Here is a 17,662-nt window from a genome sequence, read left to right on the forward strand (position 1 = left end):
CACTCCAAGTTAGCGCGGCGCGGGCTCCGCGGCCCCCGTCGTGACAGGACTGCCCGTATGTACCCCCATGAACCCCCGGGGGCTCGCCGGTTCCGCGCTTCCTGTGCGGAGAGTGACCGTTGACTCCGTTGAGTAATCGTCAACTCCCCGTAGGTATAGGGGTAATTCACACCACCGGGATACCCGAGCGCGACGCGGGGGCGATAGGGTTAACCTGCCCGGGCCGGGTGCCCTCGTACGGGTGGGGAGAGACATGGAACAGATAGCAATGCGCAGCAGGCCGCCTCGCGTGCCTGCCATCACCTGCGGCAGCAGCGCGACCAGCTCGCGCCTCGACCGCCACCTCGCCGTGCTGGGCGGACCTGCCGTCCCGCACCACGAGGCGGCCGAGGCGACCCTGCTGATGCGCGAGCTCACCTCTCGCGACCACACGCACGTCCAGCGGAGCCGGAGCGCACGCGTCGCGCTCTTCGCGCCGCTGCGTCGGCTGCGTCGCACGCTCTTCGGCAGCCGCCGCTCGTAACTGACCCCGAAATGCGGCCGGTTGACCCGGCTGCACCCCGGCCCCGTTCGTCCCCGCTGTTCCCGACGCTTCCCGCCTCAGGCGACCACACCGTCCCGGCGCAGTGCCGTGATCTGCGCGCCCGTCATCCCCAGGGCGCGCAGCAGGGCGTCGGTGTGTTCGCCGAGGGCGGGCACCGCTCCCATCCGCGGTGCCACCCCGTCCGGCAGTCCGATCGGCGGCAGCAGGGCCCGCAGCGGGCCGGCCGGTGATCCGACCTCCCGCCAGCGGTCGCGCGCCGCCAACTGCGGATGCCCGGCCAGCTGCGCCACCGAGTTCAGCCGCGCGCACGCGATGCCCGCCGCCTCCAGCCGCCCGATCGCCTCGGCCGCGTCCAGTACGGCCAGCGCCTCCGCCACCACCGCGTCGGTCTTCTCCCGGCCCAGGGTGCGTGCCGCGTTCGTCGCGTACGCCGGATCGTCCGCCAACTCGGGCCGATTCAGCACCTGTTCGGCCAGCCGCCGCCACTCCCGGTCGTTCTGCACCGACAGCAGCACCCGGTCCCCGTCGGCCGTCGCGTACGCGTCGTAGGGCGCGATGACGGCATGGGCGAGGCCGGTCCGGGCCGGCTGCTCCCCGCCGTGCACGGTGTGGTGCAGCGGATGCCCCATCCACTCGGCGAGCGCGTCCAGCATCGACACCTCCACCCGGCCGCCGCGCCCCGTGATCCCGCGGCGCAGCAGCGCGGCGAGCACCCCGGAGAAGGCGTACATGGCCGCCGCGATGTCCGCGGCCGGGATCCCCGCCTTGACCGGCTGCTCCGGCGTCCCGGTCACCGAGACCAGCCCCGCCTCGCACTGCACGAGCATGTCGTACGCGCGCTTGTGGGCGTACGGGCCCTGCGGGCCGTAGCCGGAGATGTCCACGGCGACCAGCCGCGGGTACCGGGCGCACAGCGCGGCCGAGTCGATGCCGAGCCGGGCCGCGGCGCCGTGCGCGAGGTTCTGGACGAAGACGTCCGCGCCGTCGAGCAGTTCGTGCAGCACCTCCAGGCCGCGCGGATCCTTCAGGTCGAGCGCGATGGACTCCTTGCCGCGGTTGGCCCACACGAAGTGCGAGGCCAGCCCCTGGGCGGCGGTGTCGTAGGCGCGCGCGAAGTCGCCGCCGTCGGGGCGCTCGACCTTGACCACCCTGGCGCCGAGGTCGGCGAGCTGGCGGGTGGCGAAGGGGGCCGAGACGGCCTGTTCGACGGCGACGACGGTGACACCGTCGAGGGGGAGCGGATCGGCGGGGCGGGCATCAGGTGTCATGACAGCCTGCCTACCTGGTCGGACCCGGATCTGTCACCCGTTCCCGGGGCCCGGGTTCACGGGACCCGGGTTCCCCGGGACTCGGAGTCCTGGGCTCGGCTTTCCGAGGCCCGGTGTCCTCGGCTCGGCTTCCCGGCGTCCTGGGGCCCGGCTTCCCGCGGCCCGATTGACCGCGGCTCCCCGTCCTCAGCCCCGGCCGCGTGCGAACCGGCGCGTGGCCAGCGGCGCGAAGAGGGCCAGCAGGACCGTCGACCAGAGCAGCGCCCCGGCCACCGGATGCGCCGCCGGCCAGGCGGCGCCCGCCGCGGCCCCGCCGCCGGCGTTCCCGCAGAGCGAGCGCACGGCGGTGGCGACGGCGCTGATCGGGTTCCACTCGGCCACCGTCCGCAGCCACCCGGGCAGCCCGGCGGTCGGGAGGTACGCGCTCGACAGCATCGGCAGGATGAAGGTGGCGCTGCCCAGCTGGCCCGCCGCCTCCTCGCTCCGGCTCAGCAGGCCGAGGTACGTGCCCACCCACGCGGTGGCGAAGCGGAACAGCAGCAGCACCCCCAGGGCGCCCAGCGCACCCGGCAGCCCGTTCTCGATCCGCCAGCCCATCGCGAGCCCCACCAGCATCAGCGGCACCATCGACACCGCGGTCGTCAGCAGATCGGCCGCGGTCTGCCCGAGCGGGACCGCGCTCCGGCTCATCGGCAGCGTCCGGAAGCGGTCCATCACCCCCCGGTGGGCATCCTGCGCGGCGGTGAACATGCCGGTCATCAGCCCGTTCGCGGCGGTCGCGGCGAGCAGCCCCGGCACCAGGAACTCGCGGTACTCGGAACCGGGCATGGCGAGCGCGCTGCCGAACACGTAGCCGAAGAACAGCAGCATGGTGATCGGCATGGTCTGGGTGAGGATCAGCAGCGCGGGCGCGTGCCGGGCCTTCTGCAACTGGCGGGTGAGGACGGCGCCGCCGTCGGACAGCAGGGTGCTCATGCCGCGTGCTCCTCGGTCGTGTCGGTCTCAACGGCCCTGCCGGTCTCATCGGTCCTGCCGGTCCTACCGGTCCTACCGGTCCTGTCCGCGGTGCGGACCCGGGTGAGGCGCAGGAACACCTCGTCGAGGGTGGGCGGGCGCAGGGTCGCGTCGGTGACCGGGATCCCGGCCGCGTCGAGGTCGCGGATGATCCGGGGCAGCGTGATCCGCGCGTCCAGCACGGTCGCGCCGACGGTCAGCCGCTCCTCGTCCAGGACGGGCCGGCCGCCGGTGAGCTGGTCGAGGACGACCGCCGCGCCCGCGAGCGCCCCGGGCGCGGCGATGGTGACCTCGGCGTGCGCGCCGATCCGGGACTTGAGCTCGTCCGGGGTGCCGGTGGCGACGGCCCGGCCGCTGTCGACGACCACGATGTCGTCGGCCAGCCGGTCGGCCTCCTCCAGGTACTGGGTGGTGAGCAGGACGGTCGTGCCCTCGTCCGCGAGCGCTCGTACCGCCGTCCAGATCTTCTCGCGGGCCGCCGGATCGAGCCCGGTCGTGGGCTCGTCCAGGAACAGCACCCGCGGGCGCGTGATCAGCCCGGCGGCCAGGTCGAGGCGCCGCTTCATGCCCCCCGACCAGGTGGAGGCGACCCGGTCGGCCGCCTCGCCGAGTCCGAACCGGTCCAGCAGCTCGTCGGCGCGGGCCCGCCCGCCCGCCCCGCGCAGCCCGGCGAGGCGGGCGAAGAGCCGGAGGTTCTCCCGGCCGGTCAGGTCCCCGTCCACCGAGGCGTACTGGCCGGTGACCCCGATGGCGCGGCGGACGGCGGCCGGATCGCGGGTCACGTCGTGGCCGGCCACCCGGGCGCGCCCGCCGGTAGGCCCGGTGAGGGTGGTGAGGATCCGGACGGCGGTGGTCTTGCCCGCGCCGTTGGGGCCGAGGAGGCCGCAGACCGTGCCCTCGGGCACCGCCAGGTCCAGCCCGCGCAGCGCGCGGACCTCGCCGAAGCACTTCTCCAGCCCTTCACTAAGTACAGCGTACGTAGTCGTCATGTATGGCACCCTACCTGACTCCGTACGGTGTACGTAACTAGGATGGTGGCGACGAACGAGGTGATGAGCGATGACCCCCAGCGGCCGCCCCGCTGAACCCGAAGTGATCTGGGCCCGCCCGCAGCGGGCCGGCCGCGGCCCCCGCCCCGCGCACAGCCGCGACTCGATCGCGGCCGAGGCCGTACGGATCGCCGACTCCGAGGGGATCGAGGCCGTCTCCATGCGGCGCGTGGCGGCCGGGATCGGCGCCGGGACGATGTCCCTGTACAACTACGTTCCGCGTAAGGAGGACCTGTACGAGCTGATGGTCGACGCGGTCAGCGGGGAGTACGAGCTGACCCCGCCGGCCGGCGACTGGCAGGCCGACCTGCTGGCACTGGCCCGTCAGACGCGGGACCTGATGCACCGCCACCCCTGGCTGCCCCGGCTGCTCACCCCGGTCTACGGCTTCAGCCCGCACGCCCTGCGGTACCTGGAGCACAGCCTGGCCTGCCTGGCCCCGCTGGACGCGCCGGACGGCCAGAAGCTGGAGCTGATCGCCGCGGTCAACGGCACGGTGGCGACGTACGTCTCGAGCGAACTGGCCCTGGCCGAGCGGGCCCGCGCGCTGCCCTGGAGCGAGGCCGCCGAGCAGGGCGTACGGACGGCCTGGCTCGGCTCCCGGCTGGCGACGGGGGAGTACCCGCTGCTGGCGAACGCCCTCCCGGCGCTCCCGGCGCTCCCGGCGGTCCCGGCCGACCTGGGCGAACCCGAGGAGCTCTTCGACCGCTGGATCATCCGGCTGCTCGGGGCGTGGAGCTAGGGGGTGGGGTGTCCTGGGCGTCACTCCGCCTGGCTCAGAGCAGGGCGAACTGCCCGCCCGGGCCCTCCTCCTCGTGGTCCAGCACCGAAGCCGGACGCCGGGCCCAGCGCGGCGGGGGCAGCACCCCGGCGGCCTCCAGCTCGGCGGCCGCGATGGGCGGCCCCGGCTCGAACGCCGCCCGCTGCGGGGCCAGATCCGCCAGCAGCGCCAGCGTCGTGACCAGGGACAGCAGCTCGGAGGTCCAGGACTGCGGCCACTGGGCCGGGCCCAGCGCCTCCAGCCCGTCGGCCCCGTCCGTACGGTGCGCGGCCCGGGCGGCGAACCAGGACTCCAGGACCCGCTCGCCCTGGGACTCGTACTCCCACGCACCCGGCGGCACGGGGGAGATGCTCCCCTCCCCGAGGCTCAGCGTCTCGCTCTGCGGGTCGTACGCGAGCCCGCGCGGCCAGGCCGTGACCGCCGAGCGTACGTAGGGCCGCCGCCCGCCGGGCAGCCGGGGCGGCTCACCGCCGCGCGCCCCGCGCAGCTGGACGGTCAGCAGCCGGTGGCCGAGCTCCAGCCCGGCCCGCCAGCGTTCCGGATCGGCCGCGAGCGGGACCTCGTACGCCCCGCGCGGCCCGGGACGGCCCGCCGCCAGGATCCAGCACAGCACGTCCTCCGGGGTGACCCAGCCGCCGTGCCGCTCACCCAGCAGGGGCAGCAGGCCCGGCGCCAGATTGGGCTCCGCGCCGCCGGGGCGCCGGTGCAGCGGGCGGATCCGGCCGAGGCGGCCGGCCGGGAGATGGGCGGTGACCAGCAGCTCCGGGATCTCCACCGCGAACAGCTGGTGCTCGTCCCGGACCCGCCACAGCTCCGGGCGGGCGGTGTCGATGAGCCTCTGGTCGGGCAGCAGCCACTGCTCGTCGAACGGGGCGCGGAGCACGCGTACGGGCTCCGGGAAGGGGCCCGGCGCATCCGTGAACCGGGCCGTGGAGGCCGACCGCTGCCCGGGGAGCGCGGCCGCTCCCGAGGAGGGCGTACGGGAGCGGGTCGGGCGGAACAGCCGCTCCCGCTGCGCCCCTTCGGCGCCGGCCAAGGCCGCCCAGCGGGCCCGCAGGGTCCCCGGGTCGGGGGCCGCGACCCAGTCCCGGCCCAGGCGCAGGGAGCCCACGGCCCAGGGCATCAGATCGTCCAGCAGCGGTACGTCGTCGCTCACCCGGCAGATGGTAGCGAGGGCGGGCAATGGCCGGGCCGCGTCCAGGCCGAAGCGTTACGCTCCTTATGTATGCATGTGTACCTGTGCGTGGACCGAGGAGACGGTCATGAGCCAGTACGACGAATACTCGACGCCCTCGCAGGCCGAGGGCGAGCGCCTCGACGACGACATGGACGAGCGGGAGAAGAAGCAGCGCCACCCGCAGACGATGCGCACGACTCCGTCGCAGGCGGAGGGCGAGCGGGGCGTCGAGGACGACGAGAAGCGCGACAAGTAACGGGAGCGGGCCCCGCTGTCGCCGGGGAGTGGGGCTGCGGGGTTTCGGTAGCCGGTAGCCGGGCTCAGTGCGCGTCGACGGTCACGGTGAAGGAGAACCTGTCGCCGCGGTAGCGGATGCGGGCCACGTCCACCACCCGGCCGTCCTCGTCGTACGTCACGCCCGTGTAGTGCAGGATCGGGCTCAGCAGCGGGACCTGGAGCAGGTCGGCCGTCTCCGGGTCCGCGAGCCGGGCCTCGACGGTGTCGGTGATCCGGCTGATCTTCACCCCGACGATGTCACGGAGCACCTTGGTCATCGGATACCGCTCGAGATCGGCCAGGTCGATGCCCTCGGCCAGCTCGGGCCGGACCGCGTTCTCGGCCCAGTTGGTCGGCTCTCCGCTCTCGCTGTCCTGGCGCAGCCTGCGGTACGTGACCAGTTCCGCCGTGTCCGGGAAGTGCTCCAGCAGCTCCCCGGACACGGCGGTCCGTGCATGGCCGAGAATCGTCGTACGCTCACCCGACTGCTGCGCCACGATCGCGTCGACCGAACCCAGCAGCCGTACCGGAGCCCCGCGCCGCGCCCCCGGCTCGATGAACGTGCCGCGCCGCCGGTGGCGGCTGATCAGCCCCTCGCCCTCCAGCTCCTTGAGCGCCTGCCGCATCGTCAGCACGCTCACCCCGTAGTGCTCGGCCAGCTGCTCCTCGGTGGGCAGGCGCAGCGAGGCGTCCGGGGTGCGCCCCAGTATCGAGGCGCGCAGCGACTGGGACACCTGGTACCAGAGCGGAAGCTTCCGGTTCAGTACCAGGGAGTCGGGGGCGAAGGGGGTCACGGGTGGTTCTCCGTACGGCTGGAACGTCGGGGCGGGGCGTGCAGGGAATGTTAGGCGCGGAAGTGGCGCTGGAGCCCCTTCCAGACGTCGTCGTACGCGGGCTGGAGGTGTTCGGCTCCGGCCGCCTGCGCGGTGGCGGTGATCGGCCAGCGGGTCTCGAACATGAAGGCCAGGCCGTCGTCGATCTTCTGCGGCTTCAGCTCGGCGGCGCTGGCCTTGTCGAAGGTCTCCCGGTCGGGGCCGTGCGCGGACATCATGTTGTGCAGCGAACCGCCACCGGGCACGAAGCCCTCCGCCTTGGCGTCGTACGCGCCCTCGATCAGGCCCATGTACTCGCTCATCACGTTCCGGTGGAAGTACGGCGGCCGGAAGGTGTCCTCGCCCACCAGCCAGCGCGGCGCGAAGACCACGAAGTCCACACCTGCCAGGCCGGGGGTGTCGGAGGGTGAGGTCAGGACGGTGAAGATCGACGGGTCGGGGTGGTCGTAGCTGATCGAACCGATGACGTTGAAGCGGCGCAGGTCGTACACGTACGGGACGTGCGTGCCGTGCCAGGCGACGACGTCGAGCGGGGAGTGGTCGTAGGTCGCGCTCCAGAGGTTCCCGCAGAACTTGTTGACCACCTCGGTCGGGCGGTCGGCGTCCTCGTACGCGGCCACCGGGGCCCGGAAGTCCCGCGCGGCGGCGAGGCCGTTGGCCCCGATCGGGCCGAGGTCCGGCAGCTCGAAGGGCTGGCCGTAGTTCTCGCAGACGTAGCCCCGGGCATCGCCGTCGAGCAGCTCCACGCGGAAGCGGACCCCGCGGGGGATCAGGGCCATCTCGCCGGGGCCGGCGCTGAGCAGGCCGAGTTCGGTGCGCAGCAGCAGGCCGCCGCGCTCGGGGACGATCAGCAACTCCCCGTCCGAGCTGCTGAACACCCGGTCCGTCATGGAGGCGTTGGCGGAGTAGAGGTGGATCGCCATGCCGGTGCGCTGGGCGGCGTCGCCGTTGCCGCCGAGGGTCCAGAGGCCGGCCAGGAAGTCCGTCCCGGCGGCCGGATCGGGCAGCGGGTTCCAGCGGAGCCGGTTGGGGTCGGGGACGGTCTCGGTGAACGGCGCGGTGCGCAGGCCGCCGTTGTCGACGCGGGTGAAGGGCGGGTGAGCGGCCGAGGGGCGGATCCGGTAGAGCCAGGAGCGGCGGTTGTGACTGCGCGGCTCGGTGAACGCGCTGCCGCTGAGCTGCTCCGCGTAGAGGCCGAGGGGGGCGCGCTGAGGCGAGTTCCGGCCGTGCGGGAGCGCGCCCGGGACGGCCTCGGAGCTGTGCTCGTTGCCGAAGCCGGTCAGGTACTCCAGCGCCTCCGCGGTCTTCCTGGCCTGCTCGCTGCTGCCGCCGTCACTCATGAACGCTCCCGGTCTGCCGTAGGAATCCTATGCCAGACAGTAGGATTCCTGCGCCGCCCAGTCAACGCCCCCCACCACCGGGCCGCGCCGCTGGGGGGTGCAGGGCCCGCGCTGGGGGAGTCGCGGCTGCCGCCGCGGGGCGGCCCTGGGTCGGGGCCCCGGGAGTCCGGCCCTGCTCGGGGCAGCCCGGAGCCGGGGTCCCGGGAGACGTAGGGGCTTGCCGTGGGGGAGCCCGCCGCCCGCGGGGCAGGCCCGGCGCCGGGTGAGTCGCGGCTGCCGCTGCGGGGGCCGCCCGGAGCCGGGGTCCCGGGAGCCGGGGGCCCTGCCGTGGGGCAGCCCGGAGCCGCCCCGTCGGGAGTCGCAGTGCCCTGCCGGGGGAGGCGGCTGCCGGCGCCGGGGCAAGGCCCGCGGCGGGGGAGTTGACGGCCGCCGCTGCGGGGTCGCCCGGAGCCGGGGTCCCGGGAGCCGGGGGGCCCTGCCGTGGGGGAGCCCGGAGCCGCGCTGCCGGGAGCCCCCACCGCGGGAAGTCGGCAGCTGCCTCGCCGGTGGCCACGACCGGCTGGCTGGCTGCGCGGTTCTGCCCTGGGGACCCTGGAGCTTGCCGCTGCGGGGCTGTTTGGCGCCTGCGCCGTTCCGGGTGTTGGGCTGCGCGGTGCCTCCACCGCTTCGCGGGGGCCACGGGCCAGGGGGTGGGCGCCGAGGGGAGCGCCCGGGTTCCCGCCGGGGGTGGCCGCCCAGGTCCCTGCGGGGCCGACGGGGCGCCCTGGTTCCCGCCGGGGCGGGGGGCGCCCTGGTATCCACGGGGCCGAGGGAGGGCGCCCGAGTTCCCGCCGGGCCAGGGGCGGCCGTCCGGGTTTCCGCTCGTTTCGCAGCTGCCTGCGCCTCGGCCAGTGCCGCTCCGTGGCCGCCCGTCGCCTCCGCCGGTGCGGTTCGGCGCCCCCGACTCCGCCACCCCGCAGCCTCCCAGGTCCTCCGGTGGTCGCCGCTTCGTGCGCCCGCTGCCTCCGCTCGCGGCCCGCCCCACCGCTTCACGGCCTCCCGCTGTCTCCGTCGGTGCTGCTCCACGGCCCGCCTGCGGTCTCGGGGGCCCAGTTCCCGGCCACCTGGCCGGCGGAACGCCGGATGGCGAGTCCGAGCCCGGGCCACACTCAGAACCCGCCATCCTGCGTTGCGCCAGTCAGGTGGTTGACCCGCCGCGGCCCCGCTGCTCCGCCTCCCGGCCTCCCGGCCTCCCGGCCTCCCGGCCGGGCGGTGTCCTACCTCGGTGCGGGTGCCCGGCTGGTCCGGCGGTGTGTTGCCCGGGCTGGCCCGGGCAGGTGGGCGGCGGTGCGCTGCCCGGGCCGGTCCGGGCAGCCGTCCGGCCCCGGGGCGCAGGCCGGCGGGACGGCCAGTCGGGTGGCCTGGGTATTGGGGTGCAACCTCCGTGCGTCGTAGGGGTGTTCGGGGCTGCGACCCCGTGGGTCCGCCGCAGGGGCCGTCTCCGACCAGCGGGGGTTGGGCAATGGCGGGCCGATTCGCGTCGAAGGGGGTCCGGAAAGGTGAACATTGCTCTACTCTCTCGCGCATGTCGTGGACCCGCAGGTTTCCTGCCGTGCCGGCGGCGCTCCTCGCCGCCCTCCTCGCTCTCGTGTCCCTCCTCGCCGCCGCGCCCGCCGCCCGCGCGCACGAGGAGCGCCCCGTCGCCCTCCCCGACGGCACCGGCTCCGTACCCGAGTACCGCAAGGCCGAGCCCGACCTGCTGGTCTGCAAGACCGACCGGCCTGCCTTCGAACGCCGGATATCCGCCTTCCCGGAGGACCTCCGCCAGCGCAACCTCGACCTCTACGCCCGCTGCGAGCAGTCCGGCTTCCGCCACCTCCAAGAGGCCGTGGACGCCGTGGACCGGCCCGGGATGAACATCGCGATCCTCCCCGGCCTGTACGAGGAGGAGCCCTCGCTCCCCAAGCCGACGGGGGAGTGCGCCTCGCTCAAGGCGCCCAACTCCTCGCTCGGCTACCAGATCCTGTCGTACGAGCAGCAGGCGCAATGCCGGCACAACCAGAACCTCGTCGCCATCCTCGGCAAGACGAACCTGCAGATCGAAGGCACCGGCGCCTCCCGTCTCGACGTCGTCATCGACGCCAAGTACCAGAAGCTGAACGCCATCCGGGCCGACAAGTCCGACGGCATCTACTTCCGCAACTTCACGGCCCAGCGCACGACCTTCAACTCCCTGTACGTGCTCGCCGGCGACGGTTTCGTCATCGACGACGTACTGACGCGCTGGAACGACGAGTACGGCTTCCTGACCTTCGCCAGCGACCACGGGCTCTACAAGAACTGCGAGTCGTACGGCAACGGCGACTCCGGCATCTACCCCGGCAGCGCCTCCAACATCAACGACGGCCGCGGCTACGACGTCCCCCGCTACTCCATCGAGATCACCGGCTGCCGCAGCCACCACAACATGGTCGGCTACTCCGGTACGGCCGGTGACTCCGTCTGGGTCCACGACAACGAGTTCGACCAGAACATGGGCGGCGCCTCGATGGACAGCGCCTTCCCCGGCCACCCCGGACTCCCGCAGAACCACGCCAAGTTCGAGCGGAACCTGATCCACGACAACAACGCCGACTACTACCCCCACGTCGCCGACGGCACCTGCGCCAAGCCGCCCATCGAGCGCGGCTACGAGCAGGGCGTGGTCTGCCCGCAGATCTCCATGCCGCCGGGCACCGGCATCATCACCGCGGGCGGCAACTGGAACCTGTACGAGAACAACTGGGTGTACGGGCACCGGCGCGCCGGGTTCTTCCTCAGCGCCGTCCCCGCCTTCATCCGGGGCGAGGAGGCGTGGGGGAAGCAGGCCGACACCTCGCACCACAACCGCTACGCCGCCAACATCCTGGGCAAGGACAAGTCCGGGGCCTCCCGGCCCAACGGCATGGACGTCTGGTGGGACGGCCAGGGCAAGGGGAACTGCTGGCAGCCCGGACCGGACGGCGCCACCCCCGGCGCCCTCCCGAAGTGCGGCGACAGCCGTGGCTCCGTCTCCGGCGGGTCCGTCCGGCTGGCCGGCGAACCGGTGAAGCTCGTCCAACTGCTGGTCTGCGCCGACTACAACGTCCAGGCGCGCAAGCTCCCGGCGGGCTGCGACTGGTACGGCGCCCGGGGCCTGGAGCGCGTGGAGACGCAGGTCGCGCTGGCGGTGGCGGCCGTACTGCTGCTCGTCGGCGGGGTGCTGTGGTGGCGCCGGCTGCGCGGCTCCCGGCTGGGGACGGTCGCCTCACTGCTGGGCCTGGCCGGGCTGGCCCTGGACGTGGCCGGTTCCACGATGGCGCTCACCCCCACCTTCGTGCCCGCCCTCGCCCTGCTGCTCCTGGGCCTGTGGTGGACGGGAGCCGGCCTGGTGCTGCGCCCGGACCGGCCCTGGCTGGCCCGGCTCACCCTGCTGCTGGGCGGCCTGACCCTGCTCGACGCCTTCGACAAGGCCGTGCTGATGATCCCCTGGATCCCGCTCAGCCCCGCCTGGGTCCGCGCCCTCGTCGCGGTGGTGTGGGTGCTCTGGGCGGTCGTCGCCTCCGCCCGCCCGGGCGCCCCGGCCCGCCCCGCAGGCCCGGGCGGAGACCCCGACGGAGACCGCGCCCCCGTTCCGGACGGCCCGGCGCCGGCCCTGAGCGCGGCCGCCACCCCCGAACCCCCGGCCGCAGCCGGAGGCCCGCGGTGACCCACGACCCCGCCGACCGCGTCCGCTGCGACGCCTGCGGTACGCCGCCCCCCGCGCCCCGCCCGCCCCGCCGGACCTCCCGCACCGCGGCCCTGATCGCCCTCCTTCTGCTGCTCGCGGGCGGCGCGGCGACGGGCTGCGGGGGCCGGGCCACCACCCACCACAAGCCCGGCACCAGCCACGAGCAGGCCTCCGGCGACGTGGGCACCCTGCTGGCCGCCGATGACGGCGCCGGCCACCGCCTGCGCGAGGTTCCGGCCCAGGGCGCGCCGCAGGTGCAGCTCATCACCAGGCCCGACTCCGAGGACGGCTGGAACCTCCAGCTGGCCGCGAAGAACTTCCGCTTCACCCCCGACAGCACCGGCGGCGCGGCGCTCCCCGGCGCCGGCCACGCCCACCTGGAGCTCGACGGCCGCAAGCTGGCCAGGGTGTACGGCCCCTGGTTCCACCTGCCCGCGGCACAGGTACCCGAGGGCACCCACACCCTGACCGTCCGCCTGTACGCCGACGACCACACCGCCTGGGCCGTCGGCGGCAAGGCCGTCGAGGCCACCGCCACCCTCACCGGCGGCCCAGCCGCCGCCCCGGGCCAGGCGCCCCACAGCCACCCCGCCCCCACCCCGACGGCATCACCCCAGGCCCCCCAGCCCCCGCAGACCCCCCAGCCCCCGCAGACCCCCCAGCCCCCGCAGACCCCCCAGGACCCGGTGGCCGACCGGACGGTCACCGTCACCATCCGGGACGGCAAGGTCGCTCCCGCCCCTGGCCGCACCGAGCTCAAGCGCGGCGAGCGCGTGGCACTGCGCGTCACCAGCGACCGCGCCGACACCCTGCACGTCCACGGCTACGACAAGGAACTCGCCCTGCCGCCGGGCCAGGAGGCCACCCTGGTCCTGACGGCCGACCGGACCGGTCTCTTCGAGGTCGAGACCCACGCATCCGGCCTCGTCCTGACCCAGCTCCTCGTCCGGTGACCCCACCCCAGCCCGGACCGGTCCCGGTCCCGGGGCCGTGCGCGGAAGGTGGCTGCGCCGGCCAGGACGTGGTCCCGCACCTGGCCGATCCGACGACCACCCTCCTCGCACACGGGATCGGATCCCAGCACGATCTGCCGATCTCCCCCTTCTACGCCTTCGCCGGGGCCTTCGCCGCGCTGTTCATCTCCTTCCTCGCACTGGGCCTGCTCTGGTCCGCCTCCCGCTTCCGCGGCGACCGCTCCGGCCTCGCCCTGCCCGCCGGGCTCCAGCGGGTGGCCGACGCGCCGGCCACCCGCACCGCCCTGCGCGGGCTCGGCCTCGCCGCCGCCCTCGCCGTGCTCCTCCACCTCCTCCTCGGTCCCGACGACCCCGCCAGGAACCCCGCTCCCGGCGCCGTCTACGTCCTGCTCTGGGTCGGACTCGTCCCGGCCTCCCTTCTCCTCGGCCCCGTATGGCGCCTCCTCAACCCGCTCCGCACCCTGCACCGTCTGCTCTCCCGAGCCCTGCACCGCCGCGACCCCGGCGGGCCGCACCCCGCCCGGCCGCTCCCCGCCAGGCTGGGCCAATGGCCCGCCGCGGTCGGGTTGTTCGGCTTCACCTGGCTCGAGCTCGTCTCTCCGGATCCCGCATCCACCACCACCCTCCTGATCGCCCTCGGCGGCTACGCCACCGCCCAACTGCTGCTCGCCGCCCGCTTCGGCGAGAGCTGGTTCGCCGACGCAGACGCCTTCGAGGCCTACTCCGGCCTGCTGGCCCGGCTTTCCCCCCTCGGCCGCCGCAGTGACGGCCGCCTGGTCCTCCGTAACCCCTTCCACGGACTCGACGCGACACCCGAGCGGCCCGGACTCGTCGCCACCGTCTGTGTCCTGCTCGGCTCCACCGCCTACGACGGCTACTCCGACAACCCCGCCTGGATCAACACCGTTCAGACCTCCCCCCTCGGCCGCATCCCCACGGCCACCCTCGGACTCCTCGGTTCCATCGCCCTCGTCGCCACGCTGTACTGCCTGTGCGCGGCGGCCACCCGCCTCGTCAGCGGCCCGCACCCCCGCCCGCTGACCGCCTTCGCGCACTCACTCGTGCCGATCGCACTCGGCTATCTCGTCGCCCATTACTTCTCCCTTCTCGTAACCGAAGGACCACGTACGGTGAGCATCGCACTCGGCACTGACAATGCCCCAGAACCCTTGCCACCACTGGGCTCCGGCGGCCTCGCCACCCTCCAGGTCATGGCCGTCGTCACCGGCCACGTACTCGGTGTGATCGCGGCCCACGACCGCTCCGTACGCCTCTTCCCGCCCGCCAGGGCCGTGGCCGGCCAACTGCCGCTGCTCGCGCTGATGATCACGTACACCACCGGCGGCCTCGCCCTCTTGCTGAACTGAGGCCGACGGCCCCAGCCGAAGCCAGGAGCGGCATGATGGACCCCGTGCCCCCCGCCCACCCCCTGCGCCGGACCCCGATCCAGCAGCGCAGTGCCGACCGGCTCGCCCGGATCCTCGACGCCTGCGCCGAACTCCTCGACGAGACCGGGTACGAGAACCTCAGCACCCGAGCCGTCGCCCTGCGCGCCGGAGTGCCCATCGGCTCCGTCTACCGCTTCTTCGGCAACAAGAGGGCCATGGCCATCGCCCTGGCGCACCGCAACCTCGACCGGTACGCCGAAGGCATCGAAGAACGGCTCGCCGCCCTCCCCGCCACCCACTGGCGGCCCGTCGTGGACGCGGTCCTGGATGAATACCTGGCCATGAAGCGCAGCGTTCCCGGCTTCGCCCTGGTCGACTTCGGCGTGCCCGCGCCCCCTCCCGAGGGTCCGGCGGCCGATCCCAACCATCTGGTCGCCGCACGGCTCACCGAACTGCTCTCCGGGCACCTCGGCCTCATCCGCGACGCCACCCTCGAACGGGCCGTGCTGGTCGCCGTCGAGGCCACCGACGCGCTGATCCAGCTGGCCTTCCGGACCGACCCCGCCGGGGACCCCGGGATCGTCGCCGAAACCCGCGCGATGATGCAGGCGTACCTGGCCCGCGTACTGGACTGACCCCGGCCCCGGAGTGCCGCACCGTCCCGGATCGCCGGGGCGGAGCCGGGTTCCGGGCTCGACCGGGCGGAACGTTCCGCCCCCTGACTCCACCCCTGGTCGCAAGCCCCTCCCCAACCTCCCTACCGGTCGGTATGCTCGGTGTCCCGCGTGCCCGCGCCGCAGCCTGCCGCCCCCAGGAGGGCCCATGCCCCGCACAGCCCTGCGCATCTGCCCCCTCTGCGAGGCCACTTGTGGCCTCACCCTCACCATCGAGGGCACGGCCGTCACCGGTGCCCGAGGGGACCGCGACGACGTGTTCAGCCGCGGATTCATCTGCCCCAAGGGCGCCGCCTTCGGTGCGCTCGACGCCGATCCGGACCGCCTGCGCACCCCTCTCGTCCGCCGCGACGGCCGACTGCGCGAAGCCACCTGGGAAGAGGCGTACGAGGCCATCGCCGCCGCCGTGCCCGCCCTCGTCCGGGAGCACGGCGCCCAGTCCGTCGGCGTCGTCCTCGGGAACCCGAACGTCCACACCATGGCCGGCGCCCTCTACCCGCCGCTCCTCCTCAAGGCCCTGGGCACCCGCAACCTCTTCACGGCCAGCACCCTGGACCAGATGCCCAAACACGTCTCCAGCGGCCTGCTCTTCGGCGACCCCTTCGCCATCCCGGTCCCCGACCTCGACCGCACCGACTTCCTGCTCCTCCTCGGAGCGAACCCCGTCGAGTCCAACGGGTCGCTGTGCACCGCCCCCGACTTCCCCGGCCGGCTCAAGGCGCTGCGCGCCCGCGGCGGCACCCTGGTCGTCGTCGACCCACGCCGGACGCGCACCGCCCGGCTGGCCGACCGGCACCTCGCGCCGCGCCCGGGCAGCGACGCCCTGCTGCTGGCCGCTCTCGCGCACACCCTGATCGCGGAGAAGCTCACCGCCCCCGGAAGCCTGGAGGAACAGACTCTGGGCCTTGCGGAACTCGCGGACGCCCTGGCGAGTTTCACTCCTGAGGCCGTTGCACCCGCCTGCGACCTCCAGGCCGCCGAGATCCGCTCCCTCGCCCGCGAGCTCGCGGCCGCGCCCACTGCCGCCGTCTACGGGCGGATCGGCAGCTGCACCGTGGAGTACGGCACCCTCGCGAGCTGGTTGGTCGACGTACTGAACATCCTCACCGGCAACCTCGACCGGCCGGGCGGCGTCCTCTTCCCCCTCCCGGCGGCCGGCCCGCGGCCCCGCCCCGCCGGACCCGGCAAGGGATTCGCCCTCGGCCGTTGGCGCAGCCGGGTCAGCGGTCACCCCGAGGTCAAGAGCGAACTGCCCACCGTCGCCCTGGCCGAGGAGATCGAGACCCCGGGGGAGGGGCGGATCCGTGCCCTGATCTCCATCGCCGCCAATCCCGTGCTGTCCGCTCCAGACGGCCGGCGCCTCGATACGGCCCTGTCCGGGCTCGACTTCATGGTCAGCGTGGACCCGTACCTCAACGAGACCTCGCGCCACGCCCATGTCGTACTGCCCCCGCCCCCGCCCTCCCAGAGCGCCCACCACGACTTCGCCTTCAATGGGTTCGCCGTCCACAACCAGGTCCGCTACACCCGCCCCGCCGTCCCTCTGGAGGCGGACCGGCTCGACGAATGCGAGATCCACGCCCGTCTCGTCCTCGCCGTCTCCGGCATGCACGGCTCCGCCGCACCGGAGGCCGTGGACGAGCTCGCCATCCACGGCACTCTCGCCAGGGAGACCGCCGACCCGGACTCACCCCTGCACGGCGAGGACCCGACCCGCCTCGCGAGCCTCCTCACCGGCGAGAACGGCCCCGAGCGACGGCTGGACATGATGCTCCGACTCGGCCCGTACGGCGACCTGTTCGGCGCCGGTACGCGGGCACGCGCGGGCATGCCCACGAGCACGGCCGGAGCCGCGACCGCGAGCGAGGCCGGAGCCGCGGGCGGGACCGAGGCTGGGAACGAGGCCGGAGGCCCGGCCGGAGCCTCGGCCGGGGCCGGAAACGCGGCCGGTGCCGGGCTCACGGCCGCGACCGCGACCGAGGCCGGAGCCGAGCCCGCGGGCGAGGCCGGGCTCAGTCTGGACCGGGTGCTCGCGCACCCGCACGGCATCGACCTGGGCCCGCTGCGCCCCCGGCTCCCGGGCGTGCTGAGGACCCGCAGCGGCAGGATCGACCTGCTCCCGGACCCGATCGCGGCCGAGCTCCCCAGACTGCGCGCGGCGCTCGCCGAACGCCCCGCCGCCCTGGTGCTCGTGGGCCGCCGCCATCTGCGGTCCAACAACAGCTGGTTGCACAACGTCCCGGCCCTGGTCGGAGGTTCCAACCGGTGCACCCTCCAGGTGCACCCCGAGGACGCGGCCCGGCTCGGGCTCACCGACGGGGGCCGGGCCAGGATCACCGCCGACGGCGGCAGTCTGGAGGTGCCGGTGGAGATCACCGACGCCGTCCGGACCGGGGTCGTCAGCCTCCCGCACGGCTGGGGCCACGACCGGACGGGTTCCCGGCTCTCGGTGGCGTCCGCCGCGCCCGGAGCCAACGTGAACCAGCTGCTCGACGGCTCCCGCCTCGACCCGCTGTCCGGCACCGCCGTGCTCAACGGCTTCCCGGTGGAACTGGCACCCCTGCCCTGAGCTGGGGTTTTGCTCGTATTGCTCACGCGCCGACGTCTTGTTGGCACA

14 protein-coding genes are annotated in these 17,662 nt (G+C 74.2%); 8 read left to right on the plus strand and 6 right to left on the minus strand.

The window, feature by feature from the left end; translation table 11 throughout:
- Positions 1-253 precede the first annotated feature (253 nt).
- Positions 254-523: a hypothetical protein gene (locus ACZ4TG_RS31145; protein ID WP_136214965.1), complete on the plus strand. Its 270-nt coding sequence runs from the start codon at positions 254-256 to the stop codon at positions 521-523.
- A gap of 77 nt (positions 524-600) precedes the next feature.
- Here the strand turns inward: ACZ4TG_RS31145 and ACZ4TG_RS31150 are convergent, their stop codons facing one another.
- The 3 genes from ACZ4TG_RS31150 to ACZ4TG_RS31160 form a co-directional block, all read right to left on the minus strand.
- On the minus strand, positions 601-1,812 hold the full coding sequence (locus tag ACZ4TG_RS31150; protein ID WP_468169126.1) for a CaiB/BaiF CoA transferase family protein: 1,212 nt from the start codon (positions 1,810-1,812) through the stop codon (positions 601-603).
- A 186-nt stretch (positions 1,813-1,998) separates the two neighbouring features.
- Positions 1,999-2,787: an ABC transporter permease gene (locus tag ACZ4TG_RS31155; protein WP_468169129.1), complete on the minus strand. Its 789-nt coding sequence runs from the start codon at positions 2,785-2,787 to the stop codon at positions 1,999-2,001.
- A complete protein-coding gene (locus tag ACZ4TG_RS31160) occupies positions 2,784-3,815 on the minus strand; it encodes an ATP-binding cassette domain-containing protein (protein WP_468169132.1) in 1,032 nt (343 codons plus the stop codon). The genes ACZ4TG_RS31155 and ACZ4TG_RS31160 overlap by 4 nt, the downstream gene beginning before the upstream one ends.
- A 70-nt stretch (positions 3,816-3,885) precedes the next feature.
- Here ACZ4TG_RS31160 and ACZ4TG_RS31165 point away from each other — a divergent pair, with 70 nt between their 5' ends.
- Positions 3,886-4,617: a TetR/AcrR family transcriptional regulator gene (locus ACZ4TG_RS31165; protein ID WP_468169135.1), complete on the plus strand. Its 732-nt coding sequence runs from the start codon at positions 3,886-3,888 to the stop codon at positions 4,615-4,617.
- A gap of 34 nt (positions 4,618-4,651) precedes the next feature.
- On the opposite strand, the gene ACZ4TG_RS31170 is transcribed toward ACZ4TG_RS31165, so the two are convergent.
- Positions 4,652-5,779 carry a type ISP restriction/modification enzyme gene (locus ACZ4TG_RS31170; RefSeq protein ID WP_468169433.1) on the minus strand — a complete coding sequence of 376 codons (1,128 nt, stop codon included), beginning with the start codon at positions 5,777-5,779 and terminating at the stop codon, positions 4,652-4,654.
- Between the two features lie 139 nt (positions 5,780-5,918).
- On the opposite strand from ACZ4TG_RS31170, the gene ACZ4TG_RS31175 reads away from it, so the two are divergent.
- A complete protein-coding gene (locus ACZ4TG_RS31175; protein ID WP_468169138.1) occupies positions 5,919-6,089 on the plus strand; it encodes a hypothetical protein in 171 nt (56 codons plus the stop codon).
- 64 nt (positions 6,090-6,153) lie between these two features.
- On the opposite strand, the gene ACZ4TG_RS31180 is transcribed toward ACZ4TG_RS31175, so the two are convergent.
- Together ACZ4TG_RS31180 and hmgA are read right to left on the minus strand one after the other, a co-directional pair.
- Positions 6,154-6,903, minus strand: a complete 750-nt coding sequence (locus ACZ4TG_RS31180) for a GntR family transcriptional regulator (RefSeq protein ID WP_468169141.1) — start codon at positions 6,901-6,903, stop codon at positions 6,154-6,156.
- A 50-nt stretch (positions 6,904-6,953) separates the two neighbouring features.
- Positions 6,954-8,282: a homogentisate 1,2-dioxygenase gene (gene hmgA, locus ACZ4TG_RS31185; RefSeq protein WP_468169144.1), complete on the minus strand. Its 1,329-nt coding sequence runs from the start codon at positions 8,280-8,282 to the stop codon at positions 6,954-6,956.
- A gap of 1,564 nt (positions 8,283-9,846) precedes the next feature.
- On the opposite strand from hmgA, the gene ACZ4TG_RS31190 reads away from it, so the two are divergent.
- The 5 genes from ACZ4TG_RS31190 to ACZ4TG_RS31210 all read left to right on the plus strand — a co-directional run bounded on the left by ACZ4TG_RS31190 (position 9,847) and on the right by ACZ4TG_RS31210 (position 17,614).
- Positions 9,847-11,988 carry a right-handed parallel beta-helix repeat-containing protein gene (locus ACZ4TG_RS31190; protein WP_468169147.1) on the plus strand — a complete coding sequence of 714 codons (2,142 nt, stop codon included), beginning with the start codon at positions 9,847-9,849 and terminating at the stop codon, positions 11,986-11,988.
- Positions 11,989-12,080: 92 nt separating this feature from the next.
- Positions 12,081-12,962: a cupredoxin domain-containing protein gene (locus tag ACZ4TG_RS31195; RefSeq protein WP_468169436.1), complete on the plus strand. Its 882-nt coding sequence runs from the start codon at positions 12,081-12,083 to the stop codon at positions 12,960-12,962.
- Between the two features lie 80 nt (positions 12,963-13,042).
- Positions 13,043-14,350, plus strand: a complete 1,308-nt coding sequence (locus ACZ4TG_RS31200; RefSeq protein ID WP_468169439.1) for a hypothetical protein — start codon at positions 13,043-13,045, stop codon at positions 14,348-14,350.
- 35 nt (positions 14,351-14,385) lie between these two features.
- On the plus strand, positions 14,386-15,006 hold the full coding sequence (locus ACZ4TG_RS31205; protein WP_468169150.1) for a TetR/AcrR family transcriptional regulator: 621 nt from the start codon (positions 14,386-14,388) through the stop codon (positions 15,004-15,006).
- A gap of 187 nt (positions 15,007-15,193) precedes the next feature.
- Positions 15,194-17,614 (plus strand): molybdopterin oxidoreductase family protein, encoded by a 2,421-nt coding sequence (locus tag ACZ4TG_RS31210; RefSeq protein ID WP_468169153.1) that lies wholly within the window; start codon positions 15,194-15,196, stop codon positions 17,612-17,614.
- Positions 17,615-17,662 lie beyond the last annotated feature (48 nt).

This window comes from Streptomyces sp. NPDC028314, from assembly GCF_055565795.1.

What these genes read in the sequence shown, in the direction of transcription:
- ACZ4TG_RS31160 (WP_468169132.1), bottom strand. Translation starts at nt 3,815, where the DNA reads ATGACGACTACGTACGCTGTACTTAGTGAAGGGCTGGAGAAGTGCTTC.
- ACZ4TG_RS31205 (WP_468169150.1), top strand. Translation starts at nt 14,386, where the DNA reads ATGGACCCCGTGCCCCCCGCCCACCCCCTGCGCCGGACCCCGATCCAG.
- ACZ4TG_RS31155 (WP_468169129.1), bottom strand. Translation starts at nt 2,787, where the DNA reads ATGAGCACCCTGCTGTCCGACGGCGGCGCCGTCCTCACCCGCCAGTTG.
- ACZ4TG_RS31190 (WP_468169147.1), top strand. Translation starts at nt 9,847, where the DNA reads ATGTCGTGGACCCGCAGGTTTCCTGCCGTGCCGGCGGCGCTCCTCGCC.
- ACZ4TG_RS31165 (WP_468169135.1), top strand. Translation starts at nt 3,886, where the DNA reads ATGACCCCCAGCGGCCGCCCCGCTGAACCCGAAGTGATCTGGGCCCGC.
- ACZ4TG_RS31150 (WP_468169126.1), bottom strand. Translation starts at nt 1,812, where the DNA reads ATGACACCTGATGCCCGCCCCGCCGATCCGCTCCCCCTCGACGGTGTC.
- ACZ4TG_RS31170 (WP_468169433.1), bottom strand. Translation starts at nt 5,779, where the DNA reads ATGCCCTGGGCCGTGGGCTCCCTGCGCCTGGGCCGGGACTGGGTCGCG.
- ACZ4TG_RS31175 (WP_468169138.1), top strand. Translation starts at nt 5,919, where the DNA reads ATGAGCCAGTACGACGAATACTCGACGCCCTCGCAGGCCGAGGGCGAG.
- ACZ4TG_RS31210 (WP_468169153.1), top strand. Translation starts at nt 15,194, where the DNA reads ATGCCCCGCACAGCCCTGCGCATCTGCCCCCTCTGCGAGGCCACTTGT.
- ACZ4TG_RS31145 (WP_136214965.1), top strand. Translation starts at nt 254, where the DNA reads ATGGAACAGATAGCAATGCGCAGCAGGCCGCCTCGCGTGCCTGCCATC.
- hmgA (WP_468169144.1), bottom strand. Translation starts at nt 8,282, where the DNA reads ATGAGTGACGGCGGCAGCAGCGAGCAGGCCAGGAAGACCGCGGAGGCG.